The sequence below is a fragment of the Kitasatospora sp. NPDC056138 genome, from assembly GCF_042264695.1.
Classification (GTDB): Bacteria; Actinomycetota; Actinomycetes; order Streptomycetales; family Streptomycetaceae; genus Kitasatospora.
Genome location: NZ_JBHJVK010000096.1, coordinates 1 through 21,883 on the forward strand (window position 1 = coordinate 1; position 21,883 = coordinate 21,883).

At 72.4% G+C, this 21,883-nt stretch carries 5 protein-coding genes; 4 read left to right on the top strand and 1 reads right to left on the bottom strand.

Annotated elements, in window-relative coordinates; translation table 11 throughout:
- Nucleotides 1-138: 138 nt before the first annotated feature.
- Entirely contained in the window at nucleotides 139-15,822 is a 15,684-nt protein-coding gene (locus tag ACFC1R_RS35470; RefSeq protein ID WP_375945839.1) for a type I polyketide synthase, read from the bottom strand.
- A gap of 519 nt (nucleotides 15,823-16,341) precedes the next feature.
- Here ACFC1R_RS35470 and ACFC1R_RS35475 point away from each other — a divergent pair.
- From ACFC1R_RS35475 to ACFC1R_RS35490, 4 genes are all read left to right on the top strand, one after another.
- Nucleotides 16,342-17,283 carry an ABC transporter ATP-binding protein gene (locus ACFC1R_RS35475; RefSeq protein WP_375945835.1) on the top strand — a complete coding sequence of 314 codons (942 nt, stop codon included), beginning with the start codon at nucleotides 16,342-16,344 and terminating at the stop codon, nucleotides 17,281-17,283.
- A gap of 97 nt (nucleotides 17,284-17,380) precedes the next feature.
- Nucleotides 17,381-17,773: a PPOX class F420-dependent oxidoreductase gene (locus ACFC1R_RS35480; protein ID WP_375945840.1), complete on the top strand. Its 393-nt coding sequence runs from the start codon at nucleotides 17,381-17,383 to the stop codon at nucleotides 17,771-17,773.
- A gap of 190 nt (nucleotides 17,774-17,963) precedes the next feature.
- Nucleotides 17,964-21,515 (top strand): DNA polymerase III subunit alpha, encoded by a 3,552-nt coding sequence (dnaE, locus tag ACFC1R_RS35485; RefSeq protein WP_375945836.1) that lies wholly within the window; start codon nucleotides 17,964-17,966, stop codon nucleotides 21,513-21,515.
- A gap of 148 nt (nucleotides 21,516-21,663) precedes the next feature.
- The coding region (locus ACFC1R_RS35490; protein ID WP_375945837.1) for a hypothetical protein at nucleotides 21,664-21,883 on the top strand (220 nt) is incomplete at its 3' end.

Here is a 21,883-nt window from a genome sequence, read left to right on the forward strand (position 1 = left end):
TCGCCACAAACGCGGGCGGTGCTGACGCGCCGGGGGGGCGGGGGGGGGTTTGGGGGCCCGTGCCGGGGGGGGGGCGGCGGGGGTCGAGTCCGGCGGGGCCCGGCAACCGCTCGGTCGCCGGGCCCCACCGGGGTGCGGTCAGGACAGGCCCAGCTCCTCGTCCAGCAGGCTGAAGATCTCGTCCGCCGTCGCCGACTCCAGCCCGGCGTCGGTTGCCGGCTCGGCCGCCTGGTCGGCGGCCGGCCCCTGGGCCTCGGTCCACATCGAGAGCAGCGTCCGCAGGCGGGCGGTGACCCGCCGGCGCTCCTCGTCACCGGGAGCGAGAGCGGACAGGATCGACTCCAGTCGGTCGAGTTCCGCGCCGATCGGGAGCACCGCGGCGGCCGGTGCCTCGTCCCGGCGGGTCTCCTCCCGCAGGTAGGCGGCCAGGGCGGCCGGGGTCGGGTAGTCGAAGATCAGCGTGACCGGCAGCCGCACCCCGGCCAGCGCCCCCAGACGGTTGCGCAGGTCCACCGCGGTCAGCGAGTCGAAGCCGAGCTCGACGAAGCCGCGCCCCGGTTCGATCGCCTCGGGACCTCCGTAGCCGAGCACCGCGGCGACCTGGGTCCGCACCGCCGCCAGCAGCACGCGGTCGCGCTCGGCGTCGGGCAGACCGGCCAACTGCTCCACCAGCGAGCGCTGTTCGGCCGCCGGTGCGCCGCCGTTGGTGCCCGGACCCGCCGTGGCCGACCGCCGGGAGGGGACCCTGACCAGACCACGCAGCAGGTGCGGCACCAGATCGGGATCGCCCTGGGCCCGCAGCGCGGCCACGTCCAGCCGCATCGGCGCCAGCACCGCGTCGTCCAGGCCGCCTCCGGTCGCCGTGTCGAACAGCGCCAGCCCCTCGGCCGGGGACAGCGGCGCCAGACCGGCCCTCGCCATCCGGGTCACGTCGGCCTCGTCCAGGCCGCCGGCCATGCCACCGGCCTGCGCCCACAGGCCCCACGCCAGCGAACTCGCCGCGAGGCCATGCGACTTGCGGTGCTGCGCCAGTGCGTCCAGGAAGGTGTTCCCGGCGGCGTAGTTCGCCTGTCCCTGACCGCCGAAGACACCGGCGGCGGAGGAGAACAGGACGAACGCCGAGAGGTCCTGATCCTTCGTCAGCTCGTGCAGGTACCAGGCCGCGTCCACCTTCGGACGCAGCACACCGTCCAGCCGCTCCGGAGTCATCCCGGAGACCACCCCGTCGTCGATCACACCTGCGGTGTGGACGACCGCCGTCAGCGGGTGTTCGGCCGGGACCGAGGCGAGGACGGCGGCGAGCGCCTCCCGGTCGGCCGCGTCGCAGGCGGCCAGCGTGACCTCGGCACCCGACTCCGCCAGCTCGGCCCGCAGTTCGGCCGCACCGGGCGCATCCGCACCACGACGACTGGTCAGCAACAGGTGCCGGACCCCGTACTCGGCCACCAGGTGCCGGGCCACCAGCGCACCCAGCGCACCCGTACCACCGGTGACCAGGACCGTACCGGACGGACCGAACACCGGACCCTCGACCTCGGCGGCCTCTTCGACCTCCGAAGCCCCTTCCGGCCGGGCCGGGACCCGGGCCAGCCGGAAGGCGTGCGAGGTGCCCTGCCGGACGGCCAGTTGCGGCTCACCGGAGGCCAGTGCCGCCGGGAGCGCCCGGGCCGAGCCGCCGTCGTCGTCCAGGTCGACCAGCACGATCCGGCCGGGGTTCTCGCCCTGGGCCGAGCGCAGCAGGCCCCAGACCGGTGCGTGCACCAGGTCGGTGACGTCCGCGTCGGCGGCGGTCGCCACCGCGCCACGGGTGAGCACCACCAGCTGCGCGTCGGCGAACCGGTCCTCGGCCAGCCAGGACCGGACGAGCTCCAGGGCCTCTCGGGTAGCGGTCCGGGCGGCAGCGGCGGTGTCCGTACCCTGGGCAGCCGACGCGAGACGGGGTACCAGGACCACATCCGGGACGTCCTCGCTCGCCGCGAGCGCCGCCAGGTCCGGGTACGCCTCGACGTTCCGTCCGAGATCACCCAGCACCTCGGCGTCGGCGCCCAGCAGCGCCCAGCGCCCACCCTCGGACGCCGCACCGGCGGGCAGCGCAACCCACTCCGGCCGGAACAGCGACTCGTGGAACGCGCCCTGGGCCGACCGCAGTTGACCGGCCGACACTGCGCGCAGCACCAGCGAATCCACTGAGGCCACCGCACGGCCCGTCTCGTCCGCCAGCTCCAGCGACACGCTGTCCGACCCCGCCGGTGCCAACCGCACCCGCAGCGCCGAGGCGCCTGCGGCGTGCAGCCGGACCCCACCCCAGGAGAACGGCAGCCGGGCCCGGCCCGCGTCCTGGTCGGCGTCACGGACCAGGCCGCCGAGACCCACCCCGTGCAGGGCGGCATCCAGCAGCGCGGGGTGCAGGCCGAACGGCGTGCCGTCCAGAGCACGCCCGTCCACGGCCGGCCGGATCTCCGCGAAGACCTCGCCGGCGCGCCGCCAGGCCCGCTGCAGGCCCTGGAACACCGGACCGTAGTCCAGGCCGACTCCCGCCGCCCCCTCGTACAGCCCGTCTACGTCCAGCGGCTCGGCACCGGCCGGGGGCCACTCGCCGAGGTCGAATCCGGGCTGCATCGCGCCGGAGGCCAGCAGGCCGGTGGCGTGCCGGGTCCACGGCTCCTCGGCCGGGACGTCCTCCCGCCGCGAGTGCAGACTCAGCGCCCGGGCGCCCGACCCGTCCGCCGCACCCAGCGTGAGGCGCAGCTGCACCCCGCCGCGCTCGGGCAGCACGAGCGGCGCCTCCAACGTGAGCTCGTCCAGCAGGTCACAGCCCACCTGGTCGCCCGCCCGGATCGCCAGCTCCACGAAGGCCGTGCCCGGCAGCAGCACGCTGCCCATCACCATGTGATCGGCCAGCCACGGCTGCATGGACACTGCCAACCGCCCGGTGAACACGAACCCACCAGAATCCGGCAGTTCGACAGCCGCGCCCAGCAGCGGATGCCCCGCCAGTTCCAGGCCCGCCGACGCCATGTCACCGGCGGACACACCGACGTCGAGCCAGTAGCGCTCCTTCTGGAAGGCGTACGTCGGCAGTTCGACCCGCGCCGCGCCGCGACCGGCGAACGCAGCCTGCCACTCCACGGCCGTGCCGTGCACGTACGCCTGCGCGAGAGCCGTGGTCAGCGCCCGCACCTCCGGGCGGTCCGCGCGCAGCACCGGCGCGAACACGGCCGTCTCGGTCACGCAGTCCTGACCCATCGCGGACAGGATCCCATCCGGGCCCAGCTCCAGGAACGTGCGGACGCCTTCGCCCTCCAGCACCCGCACCGCGTCGTGGAACCGGACCGCCTCGCGGACGTGCCGCACCCAGTACTCGGGGGTGCACAGCTCCTCGGTGACCTTGCCGGTCAGCGTCGAGACGATCGGGATCCTCGGCTCCTGGAACGTCAGCCCCTCGGCCACTTCCCGGAACTCCGCCAGCATCGGCTCCATCAACGGCGAGTGGAACGCGTGGCTGACGGTGAGCCGCTTGGTCTTCCGGCCGTCGGCGGCCAGCTTCTCGGCAATCTCCAGCACCGCCTGCTCGTCGCCGGAAATCACCACCGACGAAGGCCCGTTGACCGCCGCAACACCCACCTCGGCGCCCAGCAGCGGCAGCACCTCGTCCTCGGACGCCTGCACCGCCACCATCGCACCACCCGAAGGCAACGCCTGCATCAACCGGCCACGAGCCGCCACCAGAACAGCGGCATCCGCCAGCGACAGCACCCCGGCCACGTGCGCGGCCGCCACCTCACCGATCGAATGCCCCGCCAGGAAGTCCGGCCGCACACCCCACGACTCGGCCAGGCGGAACAGCGCCACCTCGACCGCGAACAACGCGGGCTGGGTGTACTCGGTCCGGTCCAGCAGACCCTCCTCGCCCGCGAACACCACCTCCCGCAGCGGACGCTCCAGATGCGGCTCCAGCTCCGCACACACCGCGTCGAAAGCCTCGGCGAACACCGGGAACGCCGCATACAGCTCGGCGCCCATCCCGACCCGCTGGCTCCCCTGCCCCGTGAACAGGAAGGCCGTCCGGCCGGCGGATGCGGTTCCCTGCACCACGTTCGCCGCCGACTCGCCCGCCGCCAGCGCCGCCAGGCCCCGGAGGAACTCCTCCCGGTCCTCCGCGACCACCACGGCACGGCTCTCCAGCGCGGCACGCGTCGTCGCCAGCGAGTGGCCGACGTCGGCCGGGCGCAGCTCGGGCTGCTCGTCCGACCATGCGTGCAGGCGAGCCGCCTGGGCCCGGAGTGCGGGCTCGCCCTTGGCGGACAGCGTCCAGGGCAGCGCCTGGGCCCCAGCCGGATCCGACGCACCAACCGCGCCGCTGTCCGTGGCGGACGGTGCCTGTTCGAGGACGGTGTGCGCGTTGGTGCCGCTGATCCCGAACGAGGACACGGCAGCGCGGCGCGGACGGCCGGTCTCCGGCCACGGCAGCGTGCGGGTCAGCAGTTCGACCGCGCCGGCCGACCAGTCCACGTGCGGCGAGGGCTCGTCCACGTGCAGGGTGCGCGGCAGCACACCGTGACGCATCGCCATCACCATCTTGATCACACCGGCGACGCCCGAGGCGGCCTGGGTGTGCCCGAGGTTGGACTTCACCGAGCCGAGCCAGAGCGGACGGTCGTCGAGGCGGTCCTGGCCGTAGGTGGCGAGCAGCGCCTGGGCCTCGATCGGGTCACCCAGGGTGGTACCCGTGCCGTGCGCCTCGACGGCGTCGATCTCGTGCGCCGCCACTCCCGCGTTGGCCAGGGCCTGCCGGATCACCCGCTGCTGCGAAGGCCCGTTCGGCGCGGTGAGGCCGTTGCTCGCACCGTCCTGGTTGATCGCGGAGCCCCGGACGATGCCGAGCACCTGGTGGCCGTTGCGCTGGGCGTCCGACAGCCGCTCGACCAGCAGCATGCCGACGCCCTCGCCCCAGCCGGTGCCGTCGGCCGCCGCCGCGAACGACTTGCAGCGGCCGTCCTCGGCCAGGCCGCGCTGGCGGCTGAACTCGACGAACGTACCGGGGGTGAACATCACCGTCACGCCGCCGGCCAGCGCCATCGTGCACTCGCCGTTGCGCAGCGCCTGGCTCGCCAGGTGGAGCGCGACCAGCGAGGAGGAACAGGCCGTATCGACGGTGACCGCCGGGCCCTCCAGGCCGAAGGTGTAGGCGACGCGGCCGGAGACGACGCTGCTGGAGCTACCGGTGCCGAGGTAGCCCTCGACCTCGTCGGGGGCGGTCCGCAGCCGGGTTCCGTAGTCGTGGTACATCACACCGGCGAACACACCGGTCCGGCTGCCGCGCACGGTGGCCGGGTCGATGCCCGCCCGCTCGAAGACCTCCCAGGTCGTCTCCAGCAGCAGGCGCTGCTGCGGGTCCATCGCCAGCGCCTCGCGCGGCGAGATGCCGAAGAAGGCCGGGTCGAAGTAGTTGGAGTCGTGCAGGAAGCCGCCCTCGCGGGTGTACGAGGTGCCGGGGCTGTCCGGGTCCGGATCGTACAGGGCGTCGAGGTCCCAGCCCCGGTCGGTGGGGAACGGGGAGATACCGTCGTGCTCCCCGGCGATCAGCTGCCACAGCTCCTCGGGACTGGTCACGCCACCGGGGTAGCGGCAGGCCATGCCGACGATCGCGATCGGGTCGTCGTCGGCCGCCGCTGCGGAGGCGGTCGGCGTCAGGGCGTCGAAGTCCTCTCGTCCGCCGAGGAGTTCGCTGCGCAGGTGGGTCGCCAGCGTCGCGGGGTTGGGGTAGTCGAAGATGAGCGTCGCGGGCAGTCGAAGACCGACGGCCGCGCCCAGCTGGTTGCGGAGCTCGACGGCGGTCAGCGAGTCGAAGCCCAGTTCCTTGAACGCCCGTTCACCGTCGACGGCTTCGGCGCCCGAGTAGCCCAGGACCGCCGCCACCTGCCCACGGACCAGGTCGCGCAGCGCGCGTTCCTGCTCGGCGACCGTCAACGGGGCCAGCCGCCGCACCAGTTCGGACTCGGACCCGACGCCGTGCGCCGCCGCCTCGACGGCCCGGCGCACCGGGGTGCGGACCAGTCCGCGCAGCAGTGGAGGCACCAGCCCGGCAGCCGCCTGCGTCCGAAGTGCGGCGATCCGCACGTGCATCGGCACCAGGACCGCGTCCGCGTGCCGCGTGCCCGGCGCCGCGCTCCGGGCCTGCATCGCCGCATCGAAGAGGGCCAGGCCCTCGTCCGAGGACAGCGCGCTCAGGCCCGAACGCTCCATCCGTGCCAGGTCGTTCTTGTCGAGGTGGCCGCTGACCCCGCTGCTTTGCGCCCAGAGGCCCCAGACCAGTGAGGTCGCCGCCAGCCCACGGGCCGTGCGGTGGTGGGCGAGCGCGTCCAGGAAAGCGTTGGCGGCGGCGTAGTTGCCCTGTCCGGGGCCGCCGAAGACACCGGCGGCGGAGGAGAACATGACGAACGCCGTGAGCTTCCGGTCGGCGGTCAACTCGTGCAGGTTCCAGGCGCCTTCGGCCTTGGGGCGCAGGACGCGCTCGATCCGCTCGGGTGTCAGCGAGGACAGCACGCCGTCGTCCGTGACGCCTGCGGTGTGGACGACCGCCGTCAGCGGGTGTTCGGCCGGGACCGAGGCGAGGACGGCGGCGAGCTCCTCCCGGTCGGCCGCGTCGCAGGCGGCCAGCGTGACCTCGGCACCCGACTCCGCCAGCTCGGCCCGCAGTTCGGCCGCACCGGGCGCATCCGCACCACGACGACTGGTCAGCAACAGGTGCCGGACCCCGTACTCGGCCACCAGGTGCCGGGCCACCAGCGCACCCAGCGCACCCGTACCACCGGTGACCAGGACCGTACCGGACGGACCGAACACCGGACCCTCGACCTCGGCGGCCTCGGCGACCTCGGCGACCTCGGCGGCCTCCACCGACCGCACCGGGACCTCGACCCGGGCCAGCCTGAGCGCGTGCAGCACACCGTTCCGGACGGCCAGCTGCGGCTCGCCCGCCGCGAGTACGGCGGTCAGCGCACCACAGGACGATTCCTCGTCGTCCAGATCGACCAGGACGATCCGTTCGGGGTTCTCGGTCTGCGCCGAACGCACCAGGCCCCACGCTGCGGCGTGCGCCAGGTCGGTGACGTCCGCGTCGGCGGCGGTCGCCACCGCGCCACGGGTGAGCACCACCAGCTGCGCGTCGGCGAACCGGTCCTCGGCCAGCCAGGACCGGACCAGGTCGAGCACCCGGTTCAGACCGGCCCGGACGGCACCGATCGGGTCCTGCTCCGCTGCGCCGGACCCGAAGCAGGGGGCGAACACCAGGTCGGGGAGCACCCCGGCATCCGCCGCGAGCGCCGCCAGGTCCGGGTACGCCTCGACGTCGCGTCCGAGGTCACCCAGCACCCCGGCGTCGGCACCCAGCACCGCCCAGCGGGCGCCCTCGGCCGCCACACCGGCAGGCAGCGCGACCCACTCCGGCCGGAACAGCGACTCGTGGAACGCACCCTGAGCCGAACGCAGTTGACCGGCCGACACCGCACGCAGCACCAGCGAATCCACCGAGGCCACCGCACGGCCCGTCTCGTCCGCCAGCTCCAGCGACACACCGTCCGTCCCGGTCGACGCCAACCGCACCCGCAGCGCCGAGGCACCTGCGGCGTACAGCGACACTCCGGTCCAGGAGAACGGCAGCCTGCCCTGCCAGTCGGTCCCCTCGGGGGCCGCCAGGCCGAGTGCGTGCAGGGCCGAGTCGAGCAACGCCGGGTGCAGGCCGAACAGGCCGGCCTCACCCTCGGCCTGCTGCGGCAGACGCACCTCGGCGAAGACCTCGTCACCGCGCCGCCAGGCCCGGTGCAGGCCCTGGAACACCGGACCGTAGTCGAATCCGATCCCCGCCAGCGCCTCGTACCGGCCGTCCAGCCCGACCTCGGTCGCGCCGGTCGGCGGCCACTGCTCCGCCGCGAACGCCGCCGCGCGAGCGGGCACTTCGGAACCGGTACCCGCCCCGGAGGCCAGCAGGCCGGTGGCGTGCCGGATCCACGGCTCCTCGGCGGGGGCGTCCTCCCGACGAGAGTGCAGGCTCAGCGCCCGGCTGCCCGACCCGTCCGCCGCACCCAGCGTGAGGCGCAGCTGCACCCCGCCCTGTTCGGGCAGCACGAGCGGTGCGGCCAGGGTGAGTTCCTCCAGCAGGTCACAACCCACCTGGTCGCCCGCCCGGATCGCCAGCTCCACGAAGGCCGTGCCCGGCAGCAGCACACTCCCCAGCACCGCGTGATCGGCCAGCCACGGATGGGTGGAGAGCGCCAGCCGCCCGGTGAACACGAACCCGCCCGAGTCCGGCAGTTCCGCCGCCGCACCGAGCAGCGGGTGGTCCGCCGCGCCCAGACCGGCCATGGTCACATCGCCCGCGCCCAGCGGCGGGACGTTCGGCCAGTACTGCTGCCGCTGGAACGCGTACGTGGGCAGGTCGACGCGCTGCGCGCCGGTACCCGCGAACACTGCCTGCCAGTCGAGCCCGGCACCACGCACGTGCAGCTGCGCCAGCGCGGTCGTGAAGCTGAGCGCCTCGGAACGGTCACGGCGCAGGACCGGCGCGAACACCGCCGCCTCCTCCGCCACACATTCCTGGCCCATCGCCGAGAGCGTGCCGTCCGGGCCCAGCTCCAGGAACGTGCGGACGCCCTCAGCCTCCAGGGCCTGCACAGCGTCGTGGAAGCGGACCGCCTCGCGGACGTGCCGGACCCAGTACTCGGGCGTGACCAGCTCATCCGTGATCCCACCGGTCAGCGTCGAGACGATCGGGATCCGAGGCTCGTTGAAGGTCATCCCCTCGGCGACCGTACGGAACTCCGCCAGCATCGGCTCCATCAACGGCGAGTGGAACGCATGACTCACCGTCAGCCGCTTCGTCTTCCGACCCTCAGCCGCCAGCTTCTCCGCAACCGCCAGAACGGCCGCCTCGGAACCCGAAATCACCACCGAGGAAGGGCCGTTGATCGCGGCGACACCGACCTCGGCGGTCAGCAGCGGCAGCACCTCGTCCTCGGACGCCTGCACCGCCACCATCGCACCACCAGCGGGCAACGCCTGCATCAACCGGCCACGCGCCGCCACCAGCGCAGCAGCATCAGCCAGCGACAGCACACCCGCCACATGCGCGGCGGCAAGCTCACCGATCGAATGACCCGCCAGGAAGTCCGGCCGGACACCCCACGACTCCACCAACCGGAACAGCGCCACCTCAACCGCAAACAACGCAGGCTGCGTGAAGGCCGTCCGGTCCAGCAGACCGCCCTCGTCCGCGAACACCACCTCCCGCAACGGGAGCTCAAGGTGCTGGTCCAGGTGCGCGAACACCTCGTCCAGCGCAGCCGCGAACACCGGGAACGCCTCGTACAACTCAGCGCCCATCCCGACCCGCTGACTCCCCTGCCCCGTGAACAGGAACGCCGTACGGCCCAGTCCGGCCGTGCCCTCGACCAGGCCGGGTGCGTCGTTCCCGGCGGCCAGCGCAGCCAGGGCGCGGGCCTGACCGGCCGAGTCCTCCGCCACCACCACGGCCCGGCGCTCCATGGCCGACCGGGTCGTCGCCAGCGAGTGGCCGACGTCGAGGGGGTTGAGCTCCGGTTCGGCAGCCAGTCGGGCCAGCAGCCGCTCGGCCTGCCCGCGCAGCGCGTCCGCCGTCCGGGCGGACAGCGGCCACGGCACCACCGGCGCCGCAGGCTTCACCTCCGCCTCAGGCGTCGTAGACGCCGCAGAAGGCCCGTTCGACTCCTCGGCGTCTTCGGCGGCAACGGCAGGTGCCTGCTCCAGGATGGTGTGTGCGTTGGTGCCGCTGACACCGAAGGAGGAGACCGCCGCACGGCGCGGACGGCCGGTCTCCGGCCACGGACGTGCCTCGGTGAGCAGCGAGACCGCCCCCGCCGACCAGTCGACCTCGGGCGTGGGCCGGTCGACGTGCAGGGTCTGCGGCAGCACACCGTGCCGCATCGCCAGCACCATCTTGATCACACCGGCGACACCGGCCGCAGCCTGGGTGTGCCCGATGTTGGACTTGAGCGAACCCAGCCACAGCGGCCGGTCCTCGGCGCGGTCCTGGCCGTAGGTGGCCAGCAGCGCCTGCGCCTCGATCGGATCGCCCAGCGCCGTGCCCGTGCCGTGCGCCTCCACCGCGTCCACCTCACCGGCGGACAGGCCGGCCGAGGCCAGCGCCTGCCGGATCACCCGCTGCTGCGAAGGACCGTTCGGCGCGGTCAGGCCGTTGGACGCGCCGTCCTGGTTCACGGCGGAGCCGCGTACCACCGCCAGTACCGGGTGCCCGTTGCGCTGCGCGTCCGACAGCCGCTCGACCAGCAGCATGCCGACGCCCTCGCCCCAGCCGGTGCCGTCGGCGGCCGCCGCGAACGCCTTGCAGCGGCCGTCGGCGGCCAGGCCGCGCTGGCGGCTGAAGTCGATGAACGCGCCGGGGGTGGACATCACGGTCACACCGCCGGCCAGCGCCAGCGAGCACTCGCCGGCCCGCAGCGCCTGGATCGCCCAGTGCAGCGCGACCAGCGAGGACGAACAGGCCGTGTCCACGGTGACGGCCGGGCCCTCCAGACCGAGGGCGTAGGCCACCCGGCCGGACATCACGCTGGCCGCGTTGCCGGTGCCCAGGAAGCCCTCGGAGCCGTCGGGCGCGCTCAGGATCAGCGGCAGGTAGTCCTGGCCGTTGGTGCCGGTGAAGACTCCGGTGCGGCTGCCGCGCAGGGTGGCCGGGTCGATGCCGGCCCGCTCGAACGCCTCCCAGGACGTCTCCAGCAGCAGCCGCTGCTGCGGGTCCATGCCCAGCGCCTCACGCGGCGAGATCCCGAAGAAGCCCGGGTCGAAGGCGCCGGCCCCGGTCAGGAAGCCGCCCTCGCTCACATAGGTGGTGTCGGGGTGCTCGGGGTCCGGGTGGTGGATGGCGTCGAGGTCCCAGCCCCGGTCGGCGGGGAAGCCGACGAGGGCGTCCGTCCCGGTGGACAGCAGCTGCCACAGGTCCTCGGGGGTGGCCACGCCGCCGGGGAAACGACAGCTCATGCCGACGATCGCGATCGGATCGTCGTCCACGGCATCCGCCGCCCGTGCCGGGGCCGGAGCAGCCGGGACGGTCACGGGCGCGGCACCCAGGATCTCGGCGCTCAGGTGCTCGGCGAGCGCAGTGGCACTGGGGTAGTCGAAGACGAGGGTGGCGGGCAGCCGAAGGCCGGTGAGCACCGCGAGCAGGTTGCGCAGCTCGACGGCGGTCAGCGAGTCGAACCCCAGCTCGCGGAAGGCCCGTGCGGGTTCGACGGAGTCCGGGCCGGGGTACCCGAGGACGATCGCGACCTGGACGCGGACGAAGTCCAGGGCCAGCCGGCCGCGCTCGCCCGGCGATGCGGCGGCCAGCTGCTGGCGGAGCGAGGAGGCGTCGGACTGCGCGGCCTCCTCTGCCACGGCGTCCGCCATGGCCCGCCGGGCCTCGGCCAGTTCGTCGAACAGGGTGCTCGGGCGGATGGCGGTGTACTGGGGCGCGAAGCGGTCCCAGAGGATGTCCACCACGATCGAGAAGGTCTCGTCGCGGTCCAGCGCGTGCTGCATGGCGGCGACGGCGAGATCCGGGGCGAGAGCGGGCACGCCGCCTCGGCGCAGTCGTTCGGTGACCACCTCGTCCACGGCCATGCCGCCCTCGGCCCAGGCACCCCAGGCCATGGTGGTGGCGGGGAGTCCGGCGGCGCGGCGCTGCTCGGCGAGGGCGTCCAGGAAGGCGTTCGCAGCGGCGTAGTTGGCCTGGCCGGGGCCACCGAAGGTACCGGCGAAGGACGAGAACATCACGAAGGCCGAGAGGTCGAGGTCCCGGGTGAGCTCGTGCAGGTTGACGGCCGCGTCCACCTTGGGACGGAGCACGCCCGCCAGCCGCTGCGGTGTGAGCGCGTCCAGCACGCCGTCGTCCAGCACACCCGCCGCATGCACGACGGTGTCCAGCGGGTACTCGGCGGGGAGCGAGTCGAGCAGTGCGGCGAGCGCCTCACGGTCGGCCACGTCACAGGCGGCGACGGTCACCTGGGCACCCAACTCGACCAGTTCGGCCTCGAGTTCGGCGACTCCCGGAGTGGCGCGGCCACGGCGGCCGGTCAGCACCAGGTGCTCGGCACCGGCGCGGGCGAGCCAGCGGGCGACATGGGCACCCAGCGCACCCGTGCCACCGGTCACCAGCGCGGTCCCGCGCGGGGACCAGCCCTGGACGGGCGCCGCGCTGCGCGGGGCCCGCACCAGTCGGCGGGCGAGGATTCCGGACGGCCGGACGGCCAGGTGGTCCTCGTCGCCGAGGCCGGCGAGCACGGCGACGAGCCGGCTCAGCGCACGCTCGTCCGGGACCTCGGGGAGGTCGACCAGACCACCCCAGCGCTCGGGGTGCTCCTGCGCCACGACCCGTCCCAGGCCCCAGACCTGGGCCTGCCTCGGATTCTGCAGCCGGTCGGAGCGCCCGGTCGAGACCGCCCCACGGGTGGCGCACCACAGCGGTGCCTCGACACCGGCGTCCCCGAGGGCCTGGACCAGCGCCAGGGTGCCGGTGAGGGCGGCCGGCACCGACGGGAGTCCGGGGTGCGGGCGGTCGTCCAGGGCGAGCAGCGAGAGCACACCGGTGATCGTCCGCCCGTCCTCCGGCAGCACGGCGCTCAGCCGTTCGGCCAGCTCGGCACGGTCGGCCGTCACCGCGTCGAACAGGACGGTCCGGACCCGGACGCCGCGCTGCGCCAGTGCTGCGGCCGTAGCCGACGCCCACTCGTGTTCGGCCAGGTCCGCCGGAACCATCAGCAGCCAGTCGCCCGCGATGGTGGCCGACGACGTCTCGGCCACCGGTCGCCAGCTGATCCGGTAGCGCCAGCCGTCGACGGTGGACTGGTCCCGGTTCTGCCGGCGCCAGGCCGTCAGAGCGGGCAGGACCGAGCTCAGCGGCTGGTCGCCGTCGAGGTCCAGGGTGGCGGTGAGCATCTCCAGGTCGCCGCGCTCGACGGCCTCCCAGAACCGGGCGTCCGCCGGGTCGGTACCACCGCCGCCCACGGCGGCGGTCTCGTCCCAGGCTGCGGCCGTCGGCCAGTAGCGCTGCCGCTGGAACGCGTAGGTGGGCAGGTCGACGCGCTGTGCGCCGGTACCCGCGAACACCGCCTCCCACGCCACACCCGCACCACGCACGTACGCCTGCGCGAGAGCCGTGGTCAGCGCCCGCACCTCCGGACGGTCCCCGCGCAGCACCGGCGCGAACACGGCCGTCTCGGTCACGCAGTCCTGACCCATCGCGGACAGGACCCCGTCCGGGCCCAGCTCCACGAACGTGCGGACGCCTTCGCCCTCCAGCACCCGCACCGCGTCGTGGAACCGGACCGCCTCGCGGACGTGCCGCACCCAGTACTCGGGGGTGCACAGCTCCTCGGTGACCTTGCCGGTCAGCGTCGAGACGATCGGGATCCTCGGCTCCTGGAACGTCAGCCCCTCGGCCACTCCCCGGAACTCCGCCAGCATCGGCTCCATCAACGGCGAGTGGAACGCATGACTCACCGTCAGCCGCTTCGTCTTCCGGCCCTCAGCCGCCAGCTTCTCCGCAACCTCCAGAACAGCCGCCTCGGAACCCGAAATCACCACGGCGTTCGGCCCGTTGACCGCCGCGACACCGACCTCGGCGGTCAGCAGCGGCAGCACCTCCGCCTCGGACGCCTGCACCGCCACCATCGCACCACCAGCGGGCAGCGCCTGCATCAGCCGGCCACGAGCCGCCACCAGAGCCGCAGCATCAGCCAGGGAGAGAACCCCTGCGACGTGCGCAGCAGCCAGCTCACCGATCGAGTGACCCGCCAGGAAGTCCGGCCGAACACCCCACGACTCCACCAACCGGAACAGCGCCACCTCAACCGCGAACAACGCAGGCTGCGTGAAGGCCGTCTGATCCAGCAGCTCGCTGTCGTCCGCGAACACCACCTCGCGCAGCGGACGCTCCAGGTGCCCGTCCAACTCGGCACACACCGCGTCGAAAGCCCCGGCGAACGCCGGGAACGCCTCGTACAGCTCGGCGCCCATCCCGACCCGCTGACTCCCCTGCCCCGTGAACAGGAACGCCGTACGGCCCTCGGCCACCGCCCCCTGCACCACGTTCGCCGCCGGCTCACCGGCCGCCAGCGCCGCCAGGCCCCGGAGGAACTCCTCCCGGTCCTCGGCAACGACCACGGCACGACGCTCCAGCGCCGCCCGGCCCACCGCCAACGAGTAGCCCACATCCACCGGTTCGAGACCGGGTTCGCCACCCGTCCGCTCGTCACCCGTCCGCTCGCCGTCCAGCCGCTCGCCGTCCAGCCGCTCGCGCAGCCGGGCCGCCTGCGCGCGCAGCGCGGCCTCGCCCTTGCCGGACAGCACCCACGGCAGTGCGGCGGCCTGCCCGGCCCGGGACGGCCGCTCGGCCGGGTCGGCCGGGTCGGCCGGGTCGGGCTCGCCGCCGGGTGCGGCGGTGTCCTCCGGCGCCTGCTCGATGATGGTGTGGGCGTTGGTGCCGCTCATGCCGAAGGAGGAGATGCCGACCCGGCGGGGTCGGCCGGTCTCGGGCCACGGCCGGGCCTCCGTGAGCAGCTCGACGGCGCCCGCCGACCAGTCCACGTTCTGCGTCGGCCGGTCCACGTGGAGGGTCTTCGGCAGTACACCGTGCCGGATCGCCATGACCGTCTTGATCACACCGGCGACACCGGCCGCAGCCTGGGTGTGCCCGATGTTGGACTTCAGCGAACCCAGCCACAGCGGCGAGGACTCCGGACGGTCCTGCCCGTAGGTGCTGAGCAGCGCCTGGGCCTCGATCGGATCGCCCAGCATGGTGCCGGTGCCGTGCGCCTCGACGGCGTCGACCTGGTCGGGGGTGAGCCGGGCGCTGGCGAGCGCCTGGAGGATGACCCGCTGCTGCGAAGGGCCGTTCGGCGCGGTGAGACCGTTGCTCGCACCGTCCTGGTTCACGGCGGAGCCCCGGACGATGGCCAGCACCGGGTGGCCGTTGCGGCGGGCGTCGGACAGCCGCTCGACCAGCAGCATGCCGACGCCCTCCGCCCAGCCGGTGCCGTCGGCGGCGTCGGCGAAGGACTTGCAGCGGCCGTTGGCCGCCAGGCCGCGCTGGCGGCTGAAGTCGACGAAGGTACCCGGGGTGTTCATGACGGTGACGCCGCCGGCCAGCGCCAGGGTGCACTCGCCGTTCCGCAGCGCCTGTACCGCCAGGTGGAGCGCCACCAGCGAGGAGGAGCACGCGGTGTCCACCGTGACGGCCGGGCCCTCCAGCCCCAGGCTGTAGGCGATCCGGCCGGAGGCGACACTGGCCGCGTTGCCGGTGCCGAGGTAGCCCTCGACGTCGTCGGTGGAGCTCAGCAGGACGGCCAGGTAGTCCTGGCCGCTGGTGCCGGCGAAGACGCCGGTGCGGCTGCCGTGCAGTGAGTGCGGGTCGATTCCGGCCCGTTCGAACGCCTCCCAGGACGCCTCCAGCAGCAGGCGCTGCTGCGGGTCCATCGCCAGCGCCTCGCGCGGGCTGATGCCGAAGACGGCGGGGTCGAAGTCCGCGAGGTCGTGGACGAAGCCGCCCTCGCGGGTGTAGCTGGTACCCGGGTGGTCCGGATCCGGGTGGTAGAGGGCGTCGACGTCCCAGCCCCGGTCGGCCGGGAACTCGGACATGGCGTCCCCGCCGGAGACGACCAGTTGCCACAGGTCCTCGGGCGAGCCGACCCCGCCCGGGAAGCGGCAGCTCATTCCGACAATGGCGATCGGTTCCTGGTCCTTGGCCTCCACCTCGCGCAGCCGGAGCCGGGTCTGGTGCAGATCGGCCGTCACCCGCTTGAGGTAGCCGCGGAGTGTCTCTTCATTCGCCATTCGATGTGCCCTCTTTACGGCTTTGCAGCTACGAGCGGGATATCGCCCATGCAGGAGGTTTTCCGGCCGGGCGGCGGTATGCCGTGGGCGGCGTCCCACCGACGGCCGCCGTAATGGCAGCCGTAAAAGCGCTGGCAGACGCCGCTCCCCCGCGTCACGCTAAGAGCGGCTCCAACAGACCCACAACCCCTATTCGCCCCCTAGGGCCCGAGTGCCCGCGCACCGCTGTTTCCGCTCGGAAAATCCCGGGACGGACGGCGGGAATTCCGCGAAAGGCGAATTCGGCGTCCCGCATTCCCGCGCTCTCTCATCTTCCGACCGGAAGGATCACACTCGGTCTCAAGATCCCTTTCTTGATGGAAACTTGACGAACTGCAGCCGGTCCGAGGTCTTCTCTCCGTCTGAGAATCGGGGCTAACTGGTAGCACCGGACGGCGCGGTCGCCGGCAGCCCGCTCTGGTCGGTGGTCGACGGCGCGCGGTGACCAGCGGTCTGGTCCTGCGCCGGACCGTGGGCGCGGTCAGCGCGGTGGCGGACGTCTCCCTGACGGTCCGCCAGGGAGAGACGCTCGGCCTGGTCGGCGAGTCCGGCTGCGGCAGGACCACCGTCGGCAAGCTCGTCGTCGGCCTGGAGCGGCCCACCGGCGGCAGCCTGGTGTTCGACGGCCGGGACCTCGCCCTGGTGCCCCGGACGGAGCGGCGCAGGCTGCGCCGGGAGGTCCAGCTGATGTTCCAGGACTCCTACGCGGCGATGAACCCGCGCATGCCGGTCCACTCGATCATGCGCGAGCCGCTGGACATCCACCGGGTCGACAGCCAGGCCGGGCGCGACCGGCGGATCAGGCAGATCCTCGACCTGGTCGGCCTGCCGCTCACCGCCCTGGAACGCTACCCGCACGAGTTCTCCGGCGGCCGGCGCCAGCGGATCGGGCTGGCCCGCGCACTGGCGCTGCGCCCCCGGCTCATCGTCGCGGACGAGCCCGCCTCGGCCCTGGACGTGTCGATCCAGTCGCAGGTGCTGAACCTGATGAGCGACCTGCAGGGCGAACTCGGACTGTCGTGCCTGTTCATCTCGCACGACCTGTCCGTGGTCCGGTACCTGTCGGACCGGATCGGGGTGATGTACCTGGGCAAGCTGGTGGAGATCGGCCCGGCGCCGTCGGTGTACACCCGGCCGGTGCACCACTACACCCGCGGCCTGCTGGACACCATCCCCGTCGCCGACCCGGTGGTGGAGAAGGCCAGGAGCAGCCGGGGCATCGCCGGGGAACTGCCGTCCGCCGTCGACCCGCCGTCCGGCTGCCGCCTCCGCACCCGGTGCGCGGCGGCCCGGCAGCCGTGCGCGGAGACCGAGCCGCCGCTGACGGCCTACGGCCCGGACGGCCACCCGGCGGCCTGCCACTTCCCGCTGCGGCCCGCCTGATCGACGCCGGCCCGCCCGGCGGGCGGGCGGTACGGGATCAGGCGGGCCGCAGCCCGGCTCGGGCGGGCCAGGACCTAGACTTCCCGCCATGAACGCCATGCCGCCGGAGGGGCTCGAACGCCTCGTCCGACTCGCCGCCGGGAGCTACCTGCTGGTCACCACCTTCCGGAAGGACGGCACCGGGGTGCCCACCCCGGTCTGGGTGGTCCGGGACGGCGACGCACTCGGCATCTGGACGGTCTCCGACTCCTGGAAGGTGCGGCGCATCCGCAACCGCGCCGACGTCCTGGTCGGCCCGTGCGACGCGCGCGGCAACCCGACCGGCGAGCAGGTACCGGCCGTGGCGGAGATCTGCCCGCCCGAGCGCACCGCGGCGTACCGCACCCTGCTGCGCCAGAAGTACGGCCTGCTCGGCGTGCTCACCCTGTTGGGCAGCCGGCTGCGCCGGGGCGAGCACGGCACGACCGGCATCCGGATCACGCTCACCTAGGACCGCCCTGGCGGCACGACCGGCACAGAACGTCCCCTCACGTGGCACCGCTCTAGCACAGGACGCCCCCGCACGTAGGGAGTGCGTCAAGAACGTCCCGTCCCTCGGTGATCGATTCCAGACCGATCCGCGACTCCCGTTAGGGTTGAGCAGTTCTGTCCGGGCCCGATCCGCGAGGAGCCTCACCGCAGTGTCTGACACGTTCGCTCACCTTCATGTCCACACCGAGTACTCGATGCTGGACGGGGCGGCGAAGAACGGCAAGCTGTTCGCGGAGGCCGAGCGGCAGGGCATGCCGGCCATCGCGATGAGCGACCACGGCAACATGTTCGGTGCCTACGAGTTCTTCCACGCCGCCGCCAAGACCGGCGTGAAGCCGATCATCGGGATCGAGGCCTACGTCGCCCCCGGCTCGCGCTTCGAGAAGAAGCAGGTCTTCTGGTCCCCGGGCGGCCAGCGCCCGGCCAGCGCGGACGGCGAGGGCGGCAAGGACGTGTCCGGCGGCGGCCGCTACACCCACATGACCATGTGGGCACAGAACGCGACCGGCCTGCGGAACCTGTTCAAGCTCTCCTCGCTCGCGTCGATGGAGGGCTACTACATGAAGCCCCGGATGGACCGGGAGCTGATCTCGGCGAACGCGACCGGGATCATCGCCACCACCGGCTGTCCCTCCGGCGAGGTGCAGACCCGGCTGCGGCTGGGGCAGTACGACGAGGCGGTCAAGGCCGCCGGGGCCTACCAGGACATCTTCGGCAAGGAGAACTACTTCCTGGAGCTGATGGACCACGACCTGTCCATCGAGCGGGACGTCCGCGAGGACCTGCTGCGCCTGGCCAAGCAGCTGAACATCCCGCTGCTGGCGACCAACGACTCGCACTACGTGACCGCCGACCAGGCGGACGCCCACGACAGCCTGCTCTGCGTCGGCGTGGGCAAGAACAAGGACGACCCGAACCGCTTCAAGTTCCAGGGCACCGGCTACTACATCAAGACCGCAGCCGAGATGCGCGAGCTCTTCCGCGAACTGCCCGAGGCCTGCGACAACACCCTGCTGATCGCCGAGCGCATCGAGTCGTACGACGAGGTCTTCACCTACATCGACCGGATGCCGCAGTTCGACGTCCCCGAGGGCGAGACCCAGGCGTCGTACCTGCGCAAGAAGATCGCGGCCGGGCTGAAGGTCCGCTACGGCGACAACCCGAGCCAGGAGGTGCTGGACCGGATCGAGCTGGAGATGGGCGTCATCACCCCGATGGGGTTCGACGCCTACTTCCTCGTGGTCGCGGACATCTGTCAGTACGCCCGCGACAACGGCATCCCGGTCGGCCCCGGCCGAGGGTCGGCGGCCGGTTCGATGGTGGCGTACCTGACCCGGATCACCGAGCTGGACCCGCTGGAGCACGACCTGCTGTTCGAGCGGTTCCTGAACCCCGAGCGCATCAACCCCCCGGACGTCGACATCGACTTCGACGACCGCCAGCGCGACCAGATGGTGCGCTACGTCACCGACAAGTACGGCTCCGCCTACACCGCCCAGGTGAACACCTTCGGCACCATCAAGGCCAAGGCCGCGGTCAAGGACGCCAACCGCATCCTCGGCTACCCCTTCGCCATGGGCGACCGGATCACCAAGGCGATGCCGCCGGACGTGATGGGCAAGGGCGTCCCGCTGACGGACCTGTTCAACGAGAGCCACCCCCGGTACAACGAGGGCACCGAGATCCGCTCGCTGTACGAGAACGAGCCGGACGTCAAGAAGATCATCGACACCGGCATGGGCATCGAGGGCCTGATCCGCGGCACCGGTGTGCACGCCGCCGCGGTCATCCTCTCCTCGACCCCGCTGCTCGACCTGATCCCGCTGCACAAGCGGGACAAGGACGGCGTGATCATCACCGGCTTCGACTACCCGTCGTGCGAAGCCATGGGTCTGATCAAGATGGACTTCCTGGGTCTGCGGAACCTGGGCATCATCGACCACTGCATCAAGATCATCAAGGCCAACCGCGGTGTCGAGGTCGACATCGAGAAGATCGCGCTGGACGACCCCACCACCTACCAGCTGCTGGCCCGGGGCGACACCCTGGGCGTGTTCCAGCTCGACGGCGGCCCCATGCGCGCCCTGCTCAAGCTGATGAAGCCGACCGAGTTCGCCGACATCTCGGCCGTCAGCGCCCTGTACCGGCCCGGCCCGATGGGCATGAACTCGCACACCAACTACGCCCTGCGCAAGAACGCCCAGCAGGAGATCATCCCGATCCACCCCGAGCTGGAGGCCCCGCTCAGCGAGGTCCTCGGCCCCACCTACGGTCTGATCGTCTACCAGGAGCAGGTGCAGCGAGCCGCCCAGGTGCTGGCCGGCTACAGCCTGGGCCAGGCAGACCTGCTCCGCCGCGCGATGGGCAAGAAGAAGAAGGAGGTCCTGGAGAAGGAGTTCGTCCCGTTCCAGGCCGGCTGCCGGGAGCGCGGCTACTCCGACGAGGCCATCCAGGCCGTGTGGGACGTCCTGGTGCCGTTCGCCGGCTACGCGTTCAACAAGTCGCACTCCGCCGCCTACGGCCTGGTCTCGTACCAGACCGCCTACCTGAAGGCCAACTACCCGGCCGAGTACATGGCCGCGCTGCTGACCTCGGTGGCGGACGACAAGGACAAGATGGCGGTCTACCTGGCCGAGTGCCGCCAGATGGGCATCAAGATCCTCTCCCCGGACGTGAACGAGTCCGTGGTCGACTTCACCGCCGTCGGCAGTGACGTCCGGTTCGGTCTGAAGGCCGTGCGCAACGTCGGTGTGCCGGTCATCGAGTCGCTGATCAAAACCCGCAAGGAGAAGGGAAAGTACGCCTCCTTCCCGGACTTCCTGGACAAGGTCGAGCTGGTCGCCTGCAACAAGCGCACCGTCGACTCGCTGATCAAGGCGGGGGCGTTCGACTCCCTCGGACACACCCGGCTGTCGCTGAGCACGGTGCACGAGAGCGCGATCGACGCGGTGACCGGGGTGAAGAAGCAGCAGGCGATCGGCCAGGACGACCTCTTCGGCGCCCTGGGCGGCGACGACACCCCGGCCATCGGCCTGGACTTCGAACTCACCGACCGGGAGTGGCCCCGCAAGCAACTGCTCAGCCTGGAACGGGAGATGCTCGGCCTGTACGTCTCCAGCCACCCGCTGGACGGCGCGGAGCACCTGCTCTCCCGCAACCGCGACGTCTCCATCGCCGAGCTCCTCGGCTCGGGCCGGACCGAGGGCGAGGTCAGGCTGGCCGGCCTGATCACCGCCGTGGACCGGCGGATCAACAAGGCGGGCAACGCGTGGGCCATCATCACGCTGGCCGACCGCGACGGATCGGTCGAGGTGCTGTTCTTCCCCGCCACCTACAACCTGATGGCCGACCAGATGGTCGAGGACAACGTGATCTCGGCCAGGGGAAGGCTCAACGAGCGCGACGGCACGCTCAGCATCTTCGGCCAGGAGATCACCACCCTGGACGTCTCCTCCGCCGAACTCGGCCGGAAACCGCCCGTGCAGATCACCGTGCCGAGCGGGAAGATCACCCCGGCGCTGGTGGCCGAGCTCAGGCGGTCCCTCCAGGCGCACCCGGGAGACGTGCCGGTACGCCTGCTCACGACGAACTGGGACAAGAACACCCTGTACGAGCTCGGCTTCCAGGTGAACCCGGACAACGGGCTCGCCTCGGACATCAAGACGCTGCTCGGCACCCACTCCTGGGCAGGGACCGTGTAGCTCCCGGACCGGGACCGCGCAGCCAAACCCTACTCGTGGGTAAGTTTGGCTGATCATCATCTCGTCAGGGCCGGTGAGCCGCCCCTACGCTCCGATCACCGGACCGACGAGTGCCGCTGTGGCACCGTCAGATTCTGATGGAGCAGCAATGACGCGATCCCACCGCACCGGCGGACACCGAGCGGCAAGTGCCCTGATCGTCACGGCACTTGCCCTCGGTGGCGCCCTCACCACGGGACCCGCGTCGGCCGCCCCCCGCGGCGGGGCGGCGGCCCGCACCACCGGGGCGCCGGCGGTGCGGCCGGGCGGCCGGACGATGTATGACGGCGGCGCCCGGTATGCCGACGTCGTCACCCCCGCCCTCGGCC

Coding starts and splice junctions, on each gene's coding strand:
- ACFC1R_RS35480 (WP_375945840.1), top strand. CDS start 17,381: ATGCCGCCGGAGGGGCTCGAACGCCTCGTCCGACTCGCCGCCGGGAGC.